Consider the following 20,392-nt stretch of genomic DNA (forward strand, 5'->3'; position numbering starts at 1 on the left):
TTTTAACCCGACAAAAATCAAAATTATGCCAAAACCAGTACAATTTCATCATGCTTTACAGAAAATCATGCGCATTACGCTGTATCAAGCCTTACTCTCCATCGCTGTTGGCACGCTAGTGCATGCCAACGACGCCCGTGGACAAAGAGTTTTAGAACAAAAAGTAACGCTACGCCTATCCAATGCCGATATCGACAAGACGCTGGAAAAAATTGAAAATGTGACGAAGGTTAAGTTTATGTATAACCCTCAGATTTTCAGCAATCAGAAATCGTCCTATAAATTTCAGGAAGAAACTCTTTCAGATGTACTTACCAAAGTCTTGTCCCCTCATAAAGTGACTTATGAAGTGGTTCAGGACCGCATTATCCTGAAACGTGAGCAGTTACCAGTGCAGGCAGATATTCCGGCAAGTAAGGTTGCACCTAAACGCAATGTTACCGGTAAGGTAACCGACGAAACAGGCGTGGGTTTGCCTGGTGTGAGCATTTTGGTAAAAGGTACCCAGCGCGGAACTTCTTCTGACACCGATGGAAAATATACAATGGATATCGCTGACGAAGAAGTGGCATCCACAGTTTTGGTATTCAGTTTTGTAGGTTATACTTCACAAGAAATCACCGTCGGCACCCAAACTGCCCTGAATGTACAATTGGAGCCTGAGGCAAAGGCACTGAATGAAATTGTTGTAACTGCTTTGGGTATTTCGAAAGAAAAGAAAGCACTTGCGTATGCGGTAACGGAGGTAAAAGGAAGTGAGTTTACGCAAGCCCGTGAAAACAATGTGGCCAATGCATTAACAGGAAAAATTGCAGGTGTCAACGCTACTGGTATGTCGACTGGTCCGGGTGGTTCCAGCCGTATCATCATTCGTGGAAATGGATCGCTCAGCGGGAACAACCAGCCTTTGTATGTGATCAATGGTATGCCCATGGACAACAGCGTTCCGGGTGGCGGCAATGCTTCGGATGGTAACGGTAACAATACGGACCGGGGTGACGGGATCGGTGGTATCAACCCGGATGACATTGAATCAATCAGCGTTTTGAAAGGGGGTCCTGCTGCTGCGCTTTATGGTGCCCGCGCTTCCAATGGTGTTATTTTGATCACAACCAAAAAGGGACGCGCGCAAAAAGGGATTGGTGTGGAGTACAATGGTAATTTCAGTGTGGATAATCTTTCGATTATTCCCGACTGGCAATATGAATTTGGACAAGGTGTGGATGGTGTAAAACCGACGACGCAAACGCAGGCCAAGAGCTCGGGCCGTCTATCATACGGAGCGAGAATGGATGGTACGAATGTGATCCAATTTGATGGACAAATGCGCACCTATTCGCCTCAAAAGGATAATTTGAAAAACTTTTATCGGACCGGTAAGAATTACATTAATTCCATTTCATTCACGGGAGGCAACGAAACTGTCAATTTCCGCTTTGGCCTGAATAATACCAGCGCAACCAGCATTGTGCCCAATTCTTCATTTAACAGAAGAATTGCCAATCTGAACCTGAATGCCTATCTGGGTAAAAAATTGAGCATTGAAACGGTTGTCCAGTACAACATTGAAAATGGCCACGCCCGGCCAAAAGTAGGTTATGCGGACTATAACCCGCATTGGGCTACCCATTTGATTGCCAACACTGTAGACATCAGAAGCCTTTCGCCAGGTTATGATGCAACAACCGGCAAAGAGGTGGAATGGAACCCGGTACCTGCCGCTCCAAACCCCTATTTTGTAATTAATAAATTCAAAAACGAAGACCGCAAGAACCGTTTCCTTGGACAGGCTAACATTAAGTATGATATCCTGGACAACCTGTTTGTCAAAGGAAGTGTAAGCCAGGATTACTACAACTTCAATTACGAATTCGTAGTACCCACTGCCAATGCTTACGAGCCTTTGGGAAAATACGAGTCGAAGAAAATTACCTCGTCGGAAACCAACGGAATGCTTACGCTGAATTACAGCAAGGATTTCTCCGAGGACCTTAATTTTTCAGCGCTGGCGGGTGGTAACATGCAGCGGAGTATTTACGATCAAACGGCATTTAACGGAACCGAGTTTACCATTCCGGGCTTTTACAGCTTTACTAATCTGGCAACCACTACCACGGTTCCTACTTATACCGAAAGTGGCATCAATTCCTTATTTGGTTCGGTTGATTTGGGTTACAAAGGTTTTGCCTACATCACAATGTCAGGTCGTCAGGACTGGTTCTCGGTGCTGAACACGGCGAGCAACAGCATTTTTTACCCGGCCATCGGTGGATCGCTGATCCTTTCAGAAGCATTCAAGTTGCCATCTGCCGTAAGCTTTGCAAAACTGCGTGGTTCATGGGCGCAGGTGGGTGGTGCAAACGTGGCTGCTTACCAAATATATCAAAGTTACAGCATGGCACAAGGTGGCCATAATGGTCGGCCGGTGCAACAACTGGGATCGGCATTGGTACCTAACCCCAACCTGAGACCATTAACTTCTACAACCTATGAAATTGGCCTCGAAGCCAAAATTCTTCAAAACCGTATCGGTCTTGATCTGACATTGTACAATCGGAAAACAACCAATGATATTGTTCAAAGCAACATTGCATCTTCTTCCGGCTACACATCCGCCCTGCTAAACCTGGGTGAATTGAGTAACAAAGGCGTCGAGATTTTGGTAACTGCAACGCCGGTCAAAGCTTCTGACTTTACCTGGGACGTTAGCTATAATATGGCTTATAACAAAAGCCAGATCATTAAACTGGATGATAAACTCCCAAGCCTAACCATTGGTACCGGCGTAGGTGGCGGTATTATCAACAATTATGTGGGAGGTACGTACGGCGAAGTTTGGGGTTATAACAAGAAAAAAGACGCCAGCGGAAATACCGTATTCAATACAGCCAGCGGCTATGCAGTAAGAGGTGACCTGGCGAGACTGGGGAATGGTATTCCACCATGGACAATGGGTATCACGAATCACTTCAAATACAAAAATTTCTCACTGAATGTCCTGATAGACGGGAAGTTCGGAAGCGTGGTTTACTCCAATATGTACCAGTACGCATATCGTTTCGGTTTGCCGAAAGAGACGCTTCCAGGTCGTGAAACCGGTGTAACTGTGACTGGTGTAACGCCTGAGGGAGCTCCTTTCACGAAGACCTGGGAGAAAAAAGATGTGGATACCTATTACGACAATGACAAGAACTATACGGGTATTTTTGTATTCAATAATGATTTTATCAAACTGCGTCAGGTTATCATCAGCTACAACCTGCCTGTGGCGAAGATGTCGATCCTGGGCACCAAGCTGCAATCCGCTTCACTTTCGCTCGTTGGACGTAACCTTTTGCTGCTTTACAAAGACAAGAGAAACAATTACTTCGATCCTGAGTCCAGCTATACCAATGGCAATGCGCAGGGCCTGGAAGCATTCGGTGTGCCGCGGACGAGAAATATCGGTGTGAACCTGCAAGTGAAATTTTAATCATTAAAATATTTATTGAAGATGAAAAAATACTTCAAGCTACTATATCTGGCCCCTATGGCCTTCTTCATTGCTTCCTGTGACAACGGGTTTGAAGAAATGAATGTCAATCCCAATGCTTCCACGGAAGTTGTTCCTGGTTTTCTTTTTACCAGGACCCAGCTTACCACAGTGAGTAATAACTTCACCGGAGCCGCCTACCTTACGATCGGCCAATCCATGCAACACTTTGCCACTTATAAGGAGGTACCTGCTGCTGGTGACAAGTATTTCAATTATGGCTATTCCAATGGCAGCTGGGCTTTGTACGGCGGCGACCCAGCCAGCGCAGGTGCGGTAATCGACATTGAGCAGGTAATCGGTGCGGTGAAAACTGCTCCCGAAGACGTGAACAAACTGTCCGTGGCACGTATCTGGAGAGCATACCTGTATCATAGACTGACAGATCTATATGGTGACATTCCCTATTCAGAGGCTGGAAAAGCACTTACTGATAAGAATTTTACACCAAAATACGATACGCAAGCTTCCATTTATGCGGATTTATTAAAGGAGATAGACGAGTCCATCGCAGCGTTCGACGCAGCAAAAGCTACTTTCGGCAACTCTGACCTGGTGTATGGCGGGGATGTGACTAAATGGAAGAAGTTTGGCTATTCAATGATGCTGCGTTTGGGTATGCGCCTGACCGAAATAGATCCTGCTATGGCCGAAACCTGGGTAAAGAAAGCAATTGCCGGCGGTGTGATCATCAATGATGCTGATATGGCTACCATTGCATATGTGGACGGGTCTATTACGGCAAGCCGAAACTTCATTGCAAGCGGCCTAATGGGTACAGACTATGTAAATCCGGGTGGTGACAATGTGGAAGGCGGGAAACTCGCAAAAACGCTGGTGGACCACTTTAAAAGCACCAAAGATCCTCGTCTGAATGTCATCTCCATAGTTTGGGTGCCTTCTGCTGATGGAAAAACGTTTTCTGCCGATACGACTACAGCATTGCAAAAAGGAATGCAAAACGCCGCATTCAACAGCTTGCCGGCGGATTTTAATACCTATTCGGAGCCAAATCCTGCCACTGTCCTGAAATACAGCGCACCTTTGCTGGTATTCACAAGCGCAGAGGCTCACCTTCTTTTAGCAGAAGCAAACCTGAGGGGTTGGTACGCCGCGAGTACTGCGGAAGCTGAATATAATGCTGCGGTAACCTCGGCGATGAAGCAATGGACATTGTTTGGCAGTGCCGGTGTCATTTCAGATGCGAAAATTGCGGCATACCTGAAGGCCAATCCGTTCAAAACAGCCGGAACGCTGGCCGATAAAATGGAACAGATCGGTACACAGAAATGGGCCAGCTTATTCCTGGAAGACGAGTATGAAATCTTCTCTAACTGGCGACGTACGGGATATCCAAAGTTGACGCCAACAAACTATCCAGGTAACCTGACGGGAGGCAAGATACCGACCCGCTTTGTCATCCCCGATTCAGAAGAGCAATATAACAAAGCCAACTTCATCGACGCGCGCACCCGCCAGGGCGGCACCAATACGCTTTCGAGTGTTGTTTGGTGGGATAAGTAATTGTAACCTCTCCATTAAACTTACGGGTTGCGGGTTATCCTGCAATCCGTATCTTGCTTTTAAAGGAATAAAAAAAAGCAGGGATAGACTGAGGATTAGATAGCCTTTTTATGTCTTGAGTATAATTAAAGCCTTTATCTTCCCAAATTCTTGCCGTTAATATTTTTGTTTTATGAAATTAAAGTTCCTGAATACCCTTGTTGCAGCCATCTCAATGCTGGGAATCCTGCATTCCGCAAATGCCCAAACCATTCCCAAAGAAGAGCTGATTTTCCTGACATCCGAATGGAAGGGTGAAAGATTCCCGGATGGTCGTCCGAAAGTTTCTGACGAACTAATCAAACGCGTCAGGAATATTACCATTGAAGAAGCTTGGGTAGTATTGCAAAATGAAGGCTATAACTGTCAATTCGATGGAAATTGGAAGCTACTTAAAGATGATATCGTCGTTGCGGGTCGTGCATTGACCGCTCAGTTTATGCCGTCACGGCCAGACGTGGAAAAACTGGTTAAAGATCGCGGGAATAAAAACGGCCGTGCAGGCAACACCAACTCCTGGCCAATTGAACAGCTCTCAAAAGGGGATGTTTATGTGGCCGACGGATTTGGAAAAATAGCCAGCGGCACGCTGATCGGCGATAATTTGGGCACTTCCATATTTGCTAAGTCAGGAAACGGGGTCGTCTTTGATGCTTCCGTAAGAGACTTGGAAGGGTTATCCAAAATTGAGGGTTTCAATGCTTTCGTGCGTGATTTTGATCCGTCGTTTTTGAAAGATGTTTTTCTGAGTGGTTTGAATGTGCCCATACGCATTGGTCGTGCGATTGTTCTGCCAGGTGACCTGGTTCTTGCTAAAAAAGAAGGAGTGATTTTTATCCCCGCACATATGGCCGAAAGCGTGATCCTGACTGCCGAATTCCTGACTTTACGCGACAAATTTGCCATTCAAATGCTCAAAGAAGGGAAGTTCTCTCCCGGACAAATCGATAACCAGTGGACGGACGAGCTTAAAGAGGGCTTCCTAAAATGGCTGGACAAGAATCCCGGTGAAATTCCGATGAAACGCGCGGAACTGGATGAATATATGAAAAAGAGGACCTGGTAAGTTGGGCGTAGTTTTAAAACTACGTGTTTAACTAATGCTCTTCCAGCAGCAATTGCATGAAAACCAAATCAAGCCACTGGTCAAATTTGAACCCCACTTCTTTAAGATATCCTTTTTCTACAAACCCGTATTTTTTATGGAATTCGATGCTGCCGCGATTGGCGGCGTCGATGCCTCCAATCATGGTATGAATCCCTGACTCTTTCGCGCGCTGGATCAGGCTTCCCAGCAACTTCCCCCCAACCCCCATACCTCTCGATTTTTCATCCAAATAAATCGAATGCTCCACGCTAAACTTGTATCCGATTTTCGGGCGGAAAATATTATAGGATCCGTAACCAATCACCACACCCTCCAATTCAGCCACAATAACCGGCATGCCATCATTGTACATTTGGTCGAACCATGCTTTTTGCTGGTCCAATGTTCTGGGTTCGTAATCATAAATGGCGGTCGTATTTAGAATCGCATGATTAATAATTTCAAGCAGAGAAGGCAAATCCTTAGGAGCCGCACTTCTGATAATAAGATCCATCAAAGTAAAACAGGTCGTTGCAGGTTAATAAACAGGGTTAAAGTTACCCCATAATTCTCAAAAAATTAATGGCAAAAAAAGTCATTTATTTGATAGATTCGTTAGGCTAACTAAAAAAGCAATGCTTGAACCGCAGGAACGTAAACGCTACAGCAGACAAATCCTTTTGCCCGAACTGGGGATTCGAGGACAGGAAATGCTGAAATTGGCAAAAGTTTTAGTAATTGGTGCGGGTGGTTTGGGTTGTCCGGTATTGCAGTATCTGGCCGCAGCCGGAGTTGGCACATTGGGAATTGTCGATGACGATGTAGTTGATATGACTAATCTGCATAGACAGATTCTCTATTCTGCTGCTGACGTCGGCAAAAACAAAGCGCTCACGGCGGCAGAAAAAATCTCGGTTTTAAATCCCTTTGTCACGACAGCGACTTACCCTGTACGCCTGAGTGATTCCAATGCAGAAGAAATCATTAATGGTTATGACTTTGTCATCGATGGTTCGGACAACTTTCCGACACGGTATTTGATCAACGATTTTTGTGTTAAATTGGGCAAATCGTTCGTTTTCGGTTCTATTTTAAGGTTTGAGGGTCAGGTGTCTGTTTTCAATTATAAAAATGGCCCAACCTACCGTTGCCTTTTTCCCGACATTAGTGATGAAGACAATTGCGCAGAAGCAGGCGTGATCGGAATTTTACCAGGTTTGATAGGAAGTTATATGGCTAATGAAGCCATTAAACTGATCTGTGATATTGGAGAGCCTCTTTCAGGAAAATTATTGGTAATCAATTCCTTGACGAATTCATCATCCATTTTTCAGTTTTCGAGATCCGCTTCATTTGATGCGGTTTCAAAGCAATCAATAAAGAATGAAGAGAAAGAACAGTCTCTCCTCCGTGAAATTTCCTGGGAAGAATTTGAAATGTTACAAAGTCAGCATCCTGATCAGGTTGAACTGATTGATGTTCGTGAATATTACGAGTTTGAAGCCGATAATTTTGGTGGCGTAAATATCCCTTTGTCTGATATTCCTGAAAATATTTCTTCGCTCCCAGCCAGCAAAACTATTATTTTCTATTGCCAAAGCGGAATTCGCAGTAAAAAAGCCGCTAAGTTGCTCATTGATAGCGGTTTCGAAGGGCAGAACTTCTGGGCCAAAAGCTGGTGATTTAACCAAAAAACCTTAATTGGTTGAATTGATTCAAATCCTTAGTTTTGCTGAAACAAGTTTTCCACTATGCTTACCGATTTCGGCTATATTCTTCTTTTCATCATCGCAGGGCTGGCGCTTCTTGGCGTAGTTTTGACCGTTGCAAAATTTCTGCGCCCAAGTCATCCCAATGAAGAAAAGTTAACTACGTATGAATCCGGCGAGGATCCGATTGGCAATGCGAACATTCAATTTAATGTACGGTTTTACGTAGTTGCGCTGATTTTTGTTCTCTTCGAAGTCGAGCTTCTCTTTCTCTTTCCCTGCGCTGTTGTATTTGGCAACGAGGAGCTCATTTCACAGACCAATGGTGCTTGGGGATGGTATGCAATGGCCGAAATGACCGTTTTTATCGGACTCCTCATTTTCGGGTTGGCTTATGCCTGGGGCAAAGGCTACCTTGAATGGGTATTACCAAAACCTCAAATCCCGGAAGTAAACTCCCCGGTGCCTGCCAACTTGTATCAGAAGGTCAATGAAAGATATAAGAAATAGGTGTCAACTGATTCGAATAAGGTTTTGCAAATCTGCTTTGTTCTGATGTGTCCTGCTAATAGGGCAATAGCCTCAGCTTATATCTTCATAACCCCTACTTATAATTTCTGAAACAGCTTGGCGCTGACGTAAAAAATATAGATTTTGCAAAAAATACCTCCCAAAAATCATACACTACATGAACATTTTTGCCAGTAACCTGCTCGCAAAGCGGGAAGAAAAACGTTACACACAAGCGTATATGGCCATGCAATGCGGAATGTCACAGCCAAATTACTCTGATATCGAAAGAGGCAAAACCAGTCCCTCGATAAGGCAGCTCAAAAGATTTGCGGAAGTGTTGGATGCATCGATTGACGAACTCATTTCTGAGCGCCCTGTTGGCTCCATTGACTTTGCAAACCCAGTCAATTCATTCAATAAGCAACATTTCACCGAGTCTGACAAGGATATCTATATCAAAATCCTGGAAAACCGACTAAGGGTATTGCTATTGGAAAAAGAGAGTCATAAACAACTCTCTTAATGCATGCCTCCCCATTTCATCTTTCCAGGCTTTGGGAAAAAGACGGCCCCAACCTGAACATATACCTGATTAACTTTGAGATTACCCAGATCGCTTATTGTTACATTTTCACCCCTCCATTTTCGCTTGCCTAAAATCGGCTGATGATAGGCAACCTTGGCGCTCAGATAAACCATTTCGTTGAACTTTGGCATAAAATTCATTTTATAGTCAACACCAACCCCACCGTGCACATTTATATTTCCTGTAAACAGTTTTACAGCCTGAAAAGCTGAAGGATTATTGACTAACTGAGCAATCGTTGCCGAACCATTACTCTTGATATTCAGCCGGTAAAGCATTAAATCGACTCCTAATGGTATGGTCACATTCCAGCGTGACGTATTCACGAGTTTAGGACCGCCGTCTGTTCCAATCCCGAATCCGCCCAGATAGGCCTTTTTCTCATCCTTATCAGTTGTGTAATTTGTGCTATTCATCAAAATAAGCCTACCCTCTGAAAACCATTTCTCCGATTCTGTCCTCTTGGCAAGTACAATTGATCCCATAAATGAGGTAAAGGGTTTTACCTGCAGGCGCGAGAGCTGTTCTCTGATCACCTTGTTGTTGGGAAGCAATCCAAATTCCGCGTAAATAGCCATTCCGCTTTTGAAAATCCGAACGGTACTATCAGTTTGTGCCTGTGCAAATTCAGAAAAAGTAAAAAGCAGCAAGGCGCTAAAAAGTAATTTGTTTTTCATAAAGATGTGATTGTTGATATATGCTTTGTAACGTGGGCTGAAACGGTTTCTTGTCAAATATGGTTACTTTCGTAGAAGCCGGTATTCTTACGTAAGCAATATCCATACCAGTTCATATTTCGCCAATTGACCCCATGAGTGAACGACCAAAAACCGGAGACGGTGGAATCATCCTGACCAACGCAGAAGACCTCATGAATTGGGCGCGCCTCTCTTCGTTATGGCCTATGGGCTTCGGATTGGCCTGTTGCGCCATTGAAATGATGGCAACCTATGCATCCAATTATGATCTTGAACGATTTGGGATCCTGCCCCGGCCTTCCCCAAGGCAGTCGGATGTGATGATTGTTGCGGGAACGGTTACCTTTAAAATGGCTGACCGGATTCGCAGGTTATATGAGCAGATGCCCGAGCCCCGATTTGTGATTTCGATGGGTAGCTGCTCCAATTGCGGCGGTCCTTACTGGGAACATGGTTATCATGTTGTGAAAGGTGTTGACAGGATCATACCGGTAGATGTATACGTTCCGGGCTGCCCGCCCCGTCCGGAAGCATTGATTGGTGGATTTATGAAGTTGCAGGAAAAGATCAGAAACAGTAATGCACCGGCACCTCAGCTATTCCTTGAAATGGAAGCCGCCGAAACCGTGGCCGTTTAATCCCTATTTTGGCCTATGAATTTTCAGGAAATAACCGGGTTGATCGTATCAAAGTTTCCCGATTTGTCCATCGACGCCGACATAAAAGGACCACAGCCCATCCTTGTAGTGCCTGTGGAAAGCATTGCAGATATATGTCGGTTCTTATTTGAAGATGAAAGGCTGTATTTCGATTATCTCGCCTGCATTACAGCAATTGATAATGGTGCAGGATTGGCAACTATGGAAGTTATTTATAATTTAACCTCTATCCCTTACAACCTCAATCTAACCATAAAAACGGTTTTTTCAAGAAATGTCCCTGGTGCGCCGCTGCCTTCCGTTCCAACTGTTTCACATATCTGGCGAACTGCCGACTGGCATGAGAGAGAAGCATTTGATCTGATGGGTATTCATTTTGAAGGTCATCCGGATTTGCGTCGCATTCTCCTGCCTGAGGATTGGGAAGGCCATCCATTACGTAAAGATTATGTCGTCCAGGATCGTTACCATGGAATTTACGTCCGATATGAAGACGGTCAACTACCCGACACCTCGGACAGAGTATAACGTAACGCTTAGCGGATCCGCCATTACGTGGAAATAAATAATACAAATTTGGTAGCATGAGAAAGGCTCGTTATTTTTCGTTATTAATTTTTAATAGCCACGTGCATGCGCTTCATCTTCCTGACCGTTCTTTTTTCGGGTTTACTCTCCGCCTCTTTCGCTGCTACCGACTCGCTGATCATTAAGGGTCGCATACAAAACCTCAATGGCAGGCTTTACAGGCAGGCCTCTTTCATAAATTTCTCGAGAAACAACATTCTCCAACCACAATCTGAGCTTAGTAAACAGGCTCCGCTTGAACCTGACGGAAGTTTCAGGGTTTCGTTACCTATTTTATTCCCACAAGAAGAGATTTATCTGGATTACGGTGGTAAGGCGTTCGCTACATTTCTGGGATCGCCGGGGACTGTGGAAATCAGTTTCAATGGAGATTCAATTGGAAAGGCCAAAAAGCTTTTCTTTTTCGCCGGAGTGAATGCCGACGCCAACAATCAGTATCCGCTATATGTGGAGGCAGAAAACAAATTGGCTGAATCGGGTAAGACCATGCTGGCTGTGACGGTTACTTCTCCAAAAGATTTGCTTGGACCAAACTTCTTCAAAAATTTTTGGCAAAAAGGCACTACCGAAGCGAAGGCAGTGGTGAATGCAAGAGAACAACTCAGGTTATCTGCACTTCAGAATATTACGCAAAAGGCAATCCTTTCACCCGTTCTTTTTCAATGGATTAAGTCGGTTACGGATGAAGAAGGATTGCAGTTGTTGTACGAGCATGCGCTTGGAACCGATTATGTGGTATCCAAAGATTTATTGGACAGCCTGAAGAGATTGCAAGGCACGCCACTTACCGGACAGCGTGTGATATGGGCGAACCGCTTTGGTAACTATGCTGACATTTTGGTTGAAAACCGTAAAATGTCAAATCCCAGTATGGTTAATTCCCTCCCCGTTAGACTAATGGCATCCCTGATCCGGAATAATGCGACGAACCTTTCCGCTGACGAACGCAGGCATCTTGAGCAAATCACTGAAAATGGATTAGCCGAAAAAAGTGAGCTGGACTTCCTTAATAAGCTCTTTGCAAAGAATGAAATGGTATTGAACCTGCTTTTTAATTACGAAAGAGAGAGCAGAATTTACAGTGACATTTTCGACAGTACTGCCACCGAATTTCTGAAAGTCCGGTACCTGGCCAAAAACCTTTACAAATTTACATATCCCGAGCAATTGCTACTGAGCAAGCACATACAATCGAGGACGGCAACTGATCAATTTAAAAAGTCGCTTGACGAAATCGTGGCGCTGGAAGTACGTGATAGCGCCGATATTCGAAGACTGGTGGATTTCAGGGGACTCAAAACAGATCCTGTTGAAGCATTGCCTGGCTATTGGCTCGCCGCGTCCAACGACCGGGGGACCGCCTGGTTCGATCGCGTGCTGGAAGGCTATCGGGGCAAAACGGTTTATCTGGCGAAATGGAATATTGAAGATGGAAAAAGTCGTGACGAGCTCGACTTTATACCTTCTCTTCAGGCAAGCCTACCCGAAGACATTGTTTTTATGTATATCCACTTACCAAATGAAGGAGCCGGTACATCCGAAACACTTTTAAAACAATACATTGTCCGGCATAAATTAAAAGGGGTCCATTTACTCATGAACAACGATCAGATGATGGACTTGCTATTCAGGCTTAACCCATTGGACGCCGCCACTTTCTCCTTGATCAGGCCCAATGGAAAATTTGCATTAAAAAAAGCCTCACCACCCAGCGAACGCGAAAAGACCATCCAGGCGATATTGCAGGCTGGGAAGTAAGCTATATCTGACAATCCTTCCTTTACGTTAAGTTTGTTGGTTTGGAATTTTGAGTAGCCCGATGTGTAGATATTTATTGCTGTTGATGTTGGTTTCCGGTCTCGCTTCGGCTCAAAATCCCGACAGCATGGCCGTTTACAGCCGTGACAGCATTAGATATACCAACCTGAAAGCCAGGATGTCGAAAACCAAATTTTCGCGGGCAGTTTACCGACTGCTATTTCGGGATGTTTATAATAAGGGTAAGGTTACTGAGGTCAAGGAAATTGAAACCAATCCTTTTACGCCTTACGAGGGAATGGTCATCCGCAAAATATATATCCGACAACTCGACATTTTAGGTGAATCCGTTTACGATACCACCAGAAAAGGCAAAAGGCTCGAAAGGTTTTTAAGTAAAAGTGTACATACTAATACCCGGGAAGGCATCATTCGAAAATCATTGCTGCGATTCTCCGAAGGAGATGATATTCAGGCCCAGGTATTAAAAGACAATGAACGTTTACTAAGGTCGAATAAGACTATTGTGGATGCGCGTATCATTGTAATTCCCCGCAAAGATGTAACCTGGATGGCTGATGTGATCGTGTTGATACAAGACGCCTGGTCATTGAATTTCGGCGCCGGTTTCAGCTCCTTCAAAAAATTTAATGCGAAAATCGAGGACATTAACGTCCGAGGGACGACACATTCCCAGCTTACTGCTGTCCGCTGGGATGCGAAGGATTCGATTAGAAAATTCCAGTTCCGTACCATTTACACCGTGCCTTACATTGGCAAAACATTCATCACAGGCCAGGCAAACTTTATTCTTGAAAGGGATATTAAAGAACAATCCATCCGATTTTATCGACGATTTTTAACCAATGAGACAAAATACGCTGGCGCGTTTGATGCAGGACATACGACATTGCTACAAAATAAGCGGAGGATAGATAGTACCGATGTGTCCGTCCCGCTTTTTCCCACTGAGTTTAAATATTACGATATCTGGCTTGGGCGATCATTTAAATATCCATTCAAGAATAGCAGGCTAAGCCAGAATTCCCGCCTCGTAGTGGCGCTCCGACACAACAAGTACCGCTTTGACGACAGGCCGCTGGTTACGGCAGATCTAAACAAAATATATTGGAACCGGAGCGCTACGCTCATCAGTCTCGGCTATTCCAACCGTAACTACAAACGTGACGTTCTGATTTACGGATTTGGCCGCACAGAGGACGTTCCGATTGGCAGCCTTTTTGCGCTGACCCTTGGGCAGGAGCATACCGAATTTGGTGGACGCGGTTACAGCGGAGTACAATACGCAATTGGCAAATATCTCCCTCATAATCTGGGCTATATGTATGCAATTGCCAACACAGGTACTTATTTTAAGAATAGCAAAGCACAACAGGGTGTTATCAATGGCCAGCTTAATTACATCAGCAATCTGATCCCTTTCCGTTATAGCTTTTTCCGGCAATTCCTGACTTTCCGATATACCCACGGGATCCGGCGTGATCCATTGGATTACCTGAACATCAGCGGGGATCAGGGAATAAGAGGTATCAACAACGAACAGCTGATAGGCACCAAAAGGTTGACCCTAGGAACTGAAACTGTATTTTTCTCCGATAAAAGCTTATTGGGTTTCCGTATTGCCTATTTCGTTTTTGCCGATTTGGGCTTGGTTAATGGAGTGTCTTCCCTTTGGAGCGGCCCTCTTTATCAGGGTTATGGACTTGGTTTGAGGCTTAGAAATGAAAATCTTACTTTCAATACTTTGCAGTTAAGAGTAGGTTATTATCCAAACATTCCTGCCAATTCGTCGCCCTGGCGGTTCGGTGTCGATGGTAACGTGCCGCTTAGGCTTCGGGACTTCGATATTTCAGCCCCATCCATTGTACCACTTCAATAACTGCACTTCCGGGACTGCGCTACTCATCGTTTTCAATATGTAATCGCTGTAATTCTAATATTTTGAAGTTTTTCAACTAACCGATCCCTCTTTCTCGGATATGTGAATTAACTTTGTGGAATTTTTGGACGTACCCCTGCTCACAAATAACAGGCAGCCCCAAAAGTTGTTATAGTTTTTCCTTCATATCTACACAAAATACCATTTACTGTGCCCAAAAATACGAATATTCATTCCGTTCTAATTATCGGTTCAGGTCCAATCATCATCGGTCAGGCATGCGAATTTGACTACGCAGGCTCCCAGGCAGCCCGTTCACTTCGCGAAGAAGGCATAGAGGTGGTTCTTATTAATTCAAATCCGGCAACCATTATGACGGATCCGATCAGTGCAGACCACGTTTATTTGTTGCCGTTGGAAAAAAAGTACATCATCGAAATATTGGAAAAACACAAAGCAATGGGAAAACCCATTGATGCAGTACTTCCAACGATGGGTGGACAGACGGCCCTGAACCTGGCGATTGATTGCGACAAGGCTGGCATTTGGAAAAAATATGGGATTGATATCATTGGTGTTGACATTAAGGCTATTGAAACCACAGAGGACAGGGAGAAATTCCGTCTTAAAATGCTGGAACTGGGTGTAAATGTTTGTAAAGGACGCACGGCTAGGTCATTTTTAGAAGGGAAGGAAATTGCACAGGAAATTGGTTTTCCGCTCGTGATCCGGCCTTCATTTACACTTGGTGGAACAGGTGGCGGATTTGTTGAAAAAGAAGAAGATTTTGATAAAGCCCTTAATAATGGTTTACATGCTTCTCCCGTTCACGAGGTTTTGGTAGAACAAAGCGTAACTGGCTGGAAGGAATATGAGCTCGAATTGCTCCGCGACGGAAAAGGGAATTTCATCATCATCTGCTCCATCGAAAACTTCGATCCAATGGGCGTTCACACCGGCGACAGCATTACTGTCGCACCGGCTATGACGCTTCCTGATACGCTTTACCAGCAAATGCGGGACCTGGCTATCAAAATGATGGACGGAATTGGAAAATTCGCTGGCGGCTGTAATGTGCAATTCTCCGTAAATCCGGCCGACGATAAGATAATTGCAATTGAAATCAATCCACGCGTTTCCCGTTCTTCTGCGCTTGCATCCAAAGCAACAGGTTACCCGATCGCAAAAATTGCGGCGAAAATGGCCATTGGATATAACCTTGATGAATTAATTAACCCAATTACCGGAAGTACCTCAGCTTTTTTCGAGCCTTCAATAGACTACGTGATTGTAAAAGTTCCGCGCTGGAATTTTGACAAGTTCAAGGGAGCGGATCGTTCGCTGGGATTGCAGATGAAATCTGTTGGTGAGGCGATGGGTATCGGTCGTAATTTTCAGGAGGCATTGCAAAAAGCATGTCAATCGCTTGAAATACGCAGAAACGGGTTGGGCGCCGACGGCCGCGAACTTCGCGATCAGGAAGCGATTAAGTACAGTCTGAAACATCCAAGTTGGGACAGGTTATTCCATATCTATGATGCGTTCAAGATTGGTTTGTCCTTCAAAACCATTCAGACCCTGACGCAAATTGATTCCTGGTTCTTGCGCCAGATTGAGGAAATGATCGAACTGGAACATGAGATTGAGAAATTTGATTTGGATGATCTCCCAAGGGAATTGTTACTAACTGCCAAACAAAAAGGCTACGCAGACCGTCAGATCGCACATTTGATCAATACCAAGGAAAGCAAAGTTTACGATAAAAGAATTGCGCTTGGTATCAACAGGGTTTACAAATGCGTGGATACTTGTGCTGCCGAGTTCGAGGCAAAAACACCTTACTATTATTCTACTTTTAATTCGTCCCAGGAATTTCCTGACAATGAGTCAATTGTAAGCGATCGGAAAAAGGTGGTCGTATTGGGTTCAGGACCTAACCGGATCGGACAGGGAATTGAATTTGACTATTCCTGTGTACATGGTGTATTGGCCGCGAAAGAGGCTGGTTATGAAACCATTATGATCAACTGCAACCCTGAAACAGTTTCTACTGACCCGGATATTTCTGATAAATTATACTTTGAACCGGTTTTCTGGGAACATGTGTATGACATTATCATGCATGAAAAGCCTGAGGGTGTAATCGTACAGCTTGGCGGACAAACTGCCTTGAAAATGGCGGAAAAGCTTGACAAATATGGAATTAAAATCATAGGTACCAGCTATCAATCATTGGACTGGGCCGAAGACAGAGGCCGCTTCTCCTCGCTTTTGGAGGAATTGGGTATACCTTTTCCGAGATTTGGTACGGTGAGGACTTCCGATGCAGCTGTCGAACTATCACGTCAACTTGGCTTCCCACTGCTAGTTAGACCAAGTTACGTTTTGGGTGGACAGAGCATGAAGATTGTGATCAACGAGAAAGAAATGGAACAACATGTTGTGAAAATCCTTCATGACATTCCTGATAACAATATCTTGCTCGATCACTTCCTGGAAGGAGCATTGGAGGCAGAGGCTGATGCCATTTGTGATGGAGAAGAAGCTTACATCATCGGTGTAATGGAGCATATTGAGCCAGCTGGGATCCATTCAGGCGATTCTCACGCAGCTCTTCCGCCATTTGACCTAACTGAGGATGAAATTCGTCAGATAGAAGAGCATACGCGCAAGATTGCTTTGGCCATGAATGTGAAAGGCTTGATCAATGTGCAATTCGCGGTTAAAAACGGTGTGGTATTTGTGATCGAAGCAAATCCAAGGGCTTCGCGGACTGTTCCATTTATTTGTAAAGCGTACCAGGAACCTTACGTAAACTATGCAACCAAGCTCATGCTGGGAGATAAGAAGGTGAAGGATTTTACTTTCAACCCTGTTAAAAAGGGTTGGGCGATTAAAATCCCGGTTTTCTCATTTAATAAATTCCCGAATGTCAATAAGGAACTTGGGCCTGAAATGAAGTCCACGGGAGAAGCCATTTATTTTATTGACGATTTGCAGGACGATTTCTTTCAAAAAATTTACAGCGAAAGAAATCTTTATTTGAGTAGGTAGGATCTACGGATATTAAGAACCAGCAGGCTAAAAACAAACAGCCGACATTCAAAATGTCGGCTGTTTGTTTTATAACTTGAAAAAATATTCTACTTGACTTCCTCGTAATCCACATATTCGCCTCCCCTAAATTGAGAGGACTGATTTGCACCAGGCGGAACATTATCCACTCTTACCCCCGCCTTCGTCCGTTGCTGCTGCTGCTGTTGTGCGGCGCGAAATTGCTTTTCCTGCTCTTTAATAAGCTGACGTCCTACGAGCAAGTGAAAAATAAATCTTCTGAAAAATGGAACAAACGCGATCAGAAGCAGAAAAATGAGGATTATATTAAATAACAGTTTCATATTTCGAAAGTTTTTTTACTTCACTTAATAACGTAAACGTAGCCAAAACCACACACGAATATAACGAAAAACATAACGAGTGTGATAATTGGGTAGCGGAAAGGCCCATGGCCATTACAAACGGAAGCCTCAAATATTGTTCCTAAATTTCGATAGCCCTGGTGTTTTCCACAACGCGTTCGTAATACGCTTCGTAATGCGGGAGGATTTTGGCGACATCAAATTCCCTGGCGCGTGCCAGCGCGTTGGTTTTGAATGTTGGCAGATTATCGTCATGCAGAATATAAGCGGCATTTTTAACCATATCGTCCACATCACCTACGTCACTTAAAAAGCCAGTGATACCATGTAAATTCAACTCCGGCAAACCACCAGCATTGGAGGTAATAAGCGGAACTTCACAAGCCAATGCTTCCAAAGCGGCTAGTCCAAAACTTTCCGATTCTGAGGGCATTAAGAACAAATCGGCAACAGAGAGCACCTCTTCAATTGCATCCAGTTTACCCAAAAACCTCACATCCGACAACATATCCAGATCCTTACAGAGTCTTTCGATGCGCGCACGATCGGGACCATCGCCAACCAATAACAGCTTGCTCGGTAATAATTTGCGTAATTGTTCAAAAATCATGATCACGTCATCGATCCGTTTTACTTTCCTGAAATTGGAAGTATGGACGATAAGCTTTTCGTTATTTGGACAGATGGCCAGTTTGAAATGATCTTTTTTCTGGCGGTTAAATCGGTCGAGATCAATGAAGTTAGGAATCACCTCAATGTCTTTTGTTACATTAAAATGGCTGTAAGTATCCTTTTTGAGCGATTCGGAAACTGCTGTAATCCCATCAGACTGATTAATGCTGAATGTCACAACCGGTTCGTAAGAAGCATCCTTACCTACCAAAGTAATATCTGTACCATGCAAAGTTGTAATGACAGGAATATTAATGCCTTGCTGAGCCAAAATCTGTTTGGCAAGATAAGCCGAAGATGCATGAGGGATTGCATAATGAACGTGCAGCAAATCGAGGCCAGCCTGGGTTACTACATGTACCATTTCGCTGGAAAGCGCCGACTCATAAGGCGGATATTGGAACAAGGGATAAGCGGGTATATTTACTTCATGATAATAAAGATTCTCATTAAAGAAATCGAGGCGCGGAGGCTGTGAATATGTGATAAAATGAACCTGGTGCCCCACTTTGGCAAGCGCTTTTCCAAGTTCAGTTGCAACTACGCCGCTTCCTCCAAATGTGGGATAGCATACGATACCAATTTTCATATTGTTAATAAAATAGTTGAAGATCCGGTCCTCAAATCCGCCCGGATTACAGATTTTAAACAACTAACAACAAATGTTTCTTTTTTATCCCACAAATGGATAAAGATGTATTGAATTGTCGTTAATGCTATAAAATGGATAATTTTAGTGCCTAAACCTTCTTTTCAGCGTTAACCTGCATGAATGTGTCTGCCAGGCCCAAAATCAGATTATGGGATTACATCGCCGGAAGTGTCCGTCTGGTACGAATGACCAATCTGGTGATTGTCGTACTGACCCAGTATCTCACACGCATTCTCCTGATTGGGCCCAGGCATGAATGGAAAGCAATTATCGGCAATTTCGATATGTTCCTGCTTTCGCTTTCGACCGTCTGCATTGCCGCTGCGGGCTACATTATCAACGATTATTTTGATGTCAAAATCGACATTGTCAACAAACCCGAGCGGGTGGTGGTGGGCCGCTACCTGAAAAGGCGCTGGGCAATGGGAGCGCATCAGGTATTGAATGTGATGGGCGCAGTTTTGGGACTTGTCGTAAGCCCATATATTTTCCTGGTTAATGTGTGCTCCATTACAATGCTCTGGTTTTATTCGGAGCGTTTTAAGCGGTTGCCTTTCATCGGTAACTTCATTGTTTCACTGCTCACCGGGTTTTCGCTGCTTATCCTGACCGTTCATTTCCCGGCAAACCGGCACATTGTCTTCATCTACGCAGTCTTCTCTTTCTTTATTTCCCTGATCCGGGAAATTGTGAAGGACATGGAAGACATAAAGGGTGACGAGGCGCACGGATGTCGAACGCTGCCGATCATTTGGGGAATCCGAAAAACTAAAAATTTCGTTTACTTGGTCCTCCTATTCTTTGTAATTACACTATTTATCATGGCCCATGCGCTCGATAATGGCGTATTGGTAATCCTATTTTTCCTCCTTCTGGCACCATTGCTCTTTCTGGGAGTCAGATTATACCAGGCCGATACCCGCCGTGATTTTAGAGAGAGTAGCAATCTCTGCAAGATTATTATGCTGCTCGGATTATTGACAATGATCTGGGCGTGAATCCAAATAATCATTTTAACGGTTGAGCAGCATCAAAACTGGATGGAAAAAGTATCTT

16 protein-coding genes are annotated in these 20,392 nt (G+C 44.2%); 12 read left to right on the top strand and 4 right to left on the bottom strand.

What is annotated here, in order from left to right; translation table 11 throughout:
- Window positions 1-25 precede the first annotated feature (25 nt).
- The 3 genes from FHS68_RS10955 to FHS68_RS10965 all read left to right on the top strand — a co-directional run bounded on the left by FHS68_RS10955 (window position 26) and on the right by FHS68_RS10965 (window position 6,161).
- Window positions 26-3,472 (top strand): SusC/RagA family TonB-linked outer membrane protein, encoded by a 3,447-nt coding sequence (locus FHS68_RS10955; RefSeq protein WP_229211852.1) that lies wholly within the window; start codon window positions 26-28, stop codon window positions 3,470-3,472.
- Between the two features lie 21 nt (window positions 3,473-3,493).
- Entirely contained in the window at window positions 3,494-5,056 is a 1,563-nt protein-coding gene (locus FHS68_RS10960; RefSeq protein ID WP_167269907.1) for a SusD/RagB family nutrient-binding outer membrane lipoprotein, read from the top strand.
- A gap of 172 nt (window positions 5,057-5,228) precedes the next feature.
- Entirely contained in the window at window positions 5,229-6,161 is a 933-nt protein-coding gene (locus FHS68_RS10965) for an RraA family protein (RefSeq protein WP_167269909.1), read from the top strand.
- A 31-nt stretch (window positions 6,162-6,192) separates the two neighbouring features.
- Here the strand turns inward: FHS68_RS10965 and FHS68_RS10970 are convergent, their stop codons facing one another.
- Window positions 6,193-6,696: a GNAT family N-acetyltransferase gene (locus FHS68_RS10970; protein WP_167270907.1), complete on the bottom strand. Its 504-nt coding sequence runs from the start codon at window positions 6,694-6,696 to the stop codon at window positions 6,193-6,195.
- A gap of 121 nt (window positions 6,697-6,817) precedes the next feature.
- On the opposite strand from FHS68_RS10970, the gene moeB reads away from it, so the two are divergent.
- From moeB to FHS68_RS10985, 3 genes are all read left to right on the top strand, one after another.
- A complete protein-coding gene (gene moeB / locus FHS68_RS10975; protein WP_167269911.1) occupies window positions 6,818-7,864 on the top strand; it encodes a HesA/MoeB/ThiF family protein in 1,047 nt (348 codons plus the stop codon).
- Between the two features lie 69 nt (window positions 7,865-7,933).
- Window positions 7,934-8,401: an NADH-quinone oxidoreductase subunit A gene (locus tag FHS68_RS10980; protein ID WP_167269913.1), complete on the top strand. Its 468-nt coding sequence runs from the start codon at window positions 7,934-7,936 to the stop codon at window positions 8,399-8,401.
- A gap of 178 nt (window positions 8,402-8,579) precedes the next feature.
- Window positions 8,580-8,927, top strand: a complete 348-nt coding sequence (locus tag FHS68_RS10985) for a helix-turn-helix domain-containing protein (protein WP_167269915.1) — start codon at window positions 8,580-8,582, stop codon at window positions 8,925-8,927.
- Here FHS68_RS10985 and FHS68_RS10990 read toward each other — a convergent pair.
- A complete protein-coding gene (locus tag FHS68_RS10990; protein WP_167269917.1) occupies window positions 8,924-9,667 on the bottom strand; it encodes a hypothetical protein in 744 nt (247 codons plus the stop codon). The genes FHS68_RS10985 and FHS68_RS10990 overlap by 4 nt on opposite strands.
- Window positions 9,668-9,801: 134 nt before the next feature.
- On the opposite strand from FHS68_RS10990, the gene nuoB reads away from it, so the two are divergent.
- The 5 genes from nuoB (at window position 9,802) to carB (ending at window position 17,647) form a co-directional block, all read left to right on the top strand.
- On the top strand, window positions 9,802-10,326 hold the full coding sequence (gene nuoB / locus FHS68_RS10995; protein WP_167269919.1) for an NADH-quinone oxidoreductase subunit NuoB: 525 nt from the start codon (window positions 9,802-9,804) through the stop codon (window positions 10,324-10,326).
- 15 nt (window positions 10,327-10,341) lie between these two features.
- Complete coding sequence (locus FHS68_RS11000; RefSeq protein ID WP_167269921.1) at window positions 10,342-10,875, top strand: NADH-quinone oxidoreductase subunit C; 534 nt, start codon at window positions 10,342-10,344, stop codon at window positions 10,873-10,875.
- 105 nt (window positions 10,876-10,980) lie between these two features.
- On the top strand, window positions 10,981-12,693 hold the full coding sequence (locus tag FHS68_RS11005) for a hypothetical protein (protein WP_208408282.1): 1,713 nt from the start codon (window positions 10,981-10,983) through the stop codon (window positions 12,691-12,693).
- A gap of 85 nt (window positions 12,694-12,778) precedes the next feature.
- Window positions 12,779-14,593 carry a BamA/TamA family outer membrane protein gene (locus FHS68_RS11010; protein ID WP_229211853.1) on the top strand — a complete coding sequence of 605 codons (1,815 nt, stop codon included), beginning with the start codon at window positions 12,779-12,781 and terminating at the stop codon, window positions 14,591-14,593.
- A 210-nt stretch (window positions 14,594-14,803) separates the two neighbouring features.
- Complete coding sequence (gene carB, locus FHS68_RS11015; RefSeq protein WP_167269925.1) at window positions 14,804-17,647, top strand: carbamoyl-phosphate synthase large subunit; 2,844 nt, start codon at window positions 14,804-14,806, stop codon at window positions 17,645-17,647.
- Between the two features lie 89 nt (window positions 17,648-17,736).
- On the opposite strand, the gene FHS68_RS11020 is transcribed toward carB, so the two are convergent.
- Window positions 17,737-17,991: a DUF4834 family protein gene (locus FHS68_RS11020; protein ID WP_167269927.1), complete on the bottom strand. Its 255-nt coding sequence runs from the start codon at window positions 17,989-17,991 to the stop codon at window positions 17,737-17,739.
- Window positions 17,992-18,133: 142 nt separating this feature from the next.
- Window positions 18,134-19,273 carry an N-acetyl-alpha-D-glucosaminyl L-malate synthase BshA gene (gene bshA, locus FHS68_RS11025; RefSeq protein ID WP_167269929.1) on the bottom strand — a complete coding sequence of 380 codons (1,140 nt, stop codon included), beginning with the start codon at window positions 19,271-19,273 and terminating at the stop codon, window positions 18,134-18,136.
- 179 nt (window positions 19,274-19,452) lie between these two features.
- On the opposite strand from bshA, the gene FHS68_RS11030 reads away from it, so the two are divergent.
- Complete coding sequence (locus FHS68_RS11030; RefSeq protein ID WP_167269931.1) at window positions 19,453-20,334, top strand: geranylgeranylglycerol-phosphate geranylgeranyltransferase; 882 nt, start codon at window positions 19,453-19,455, stop codon at window positions 20,332-20,334.
- Window positions 20,335-20,392 lie beyond the last annotated feature (58 nt).

Origin of the sequence: Dyadobacter arcticus (assembly GCF_011762185.1) — a bacterium.
Taxonomy (GTDB): domain Bacteria; phylum Bacteroidota; class Bacteroidia; order Cytophagales; family Spirosomataceae; genus Dyadobacter; species Dyadobacter arcticus.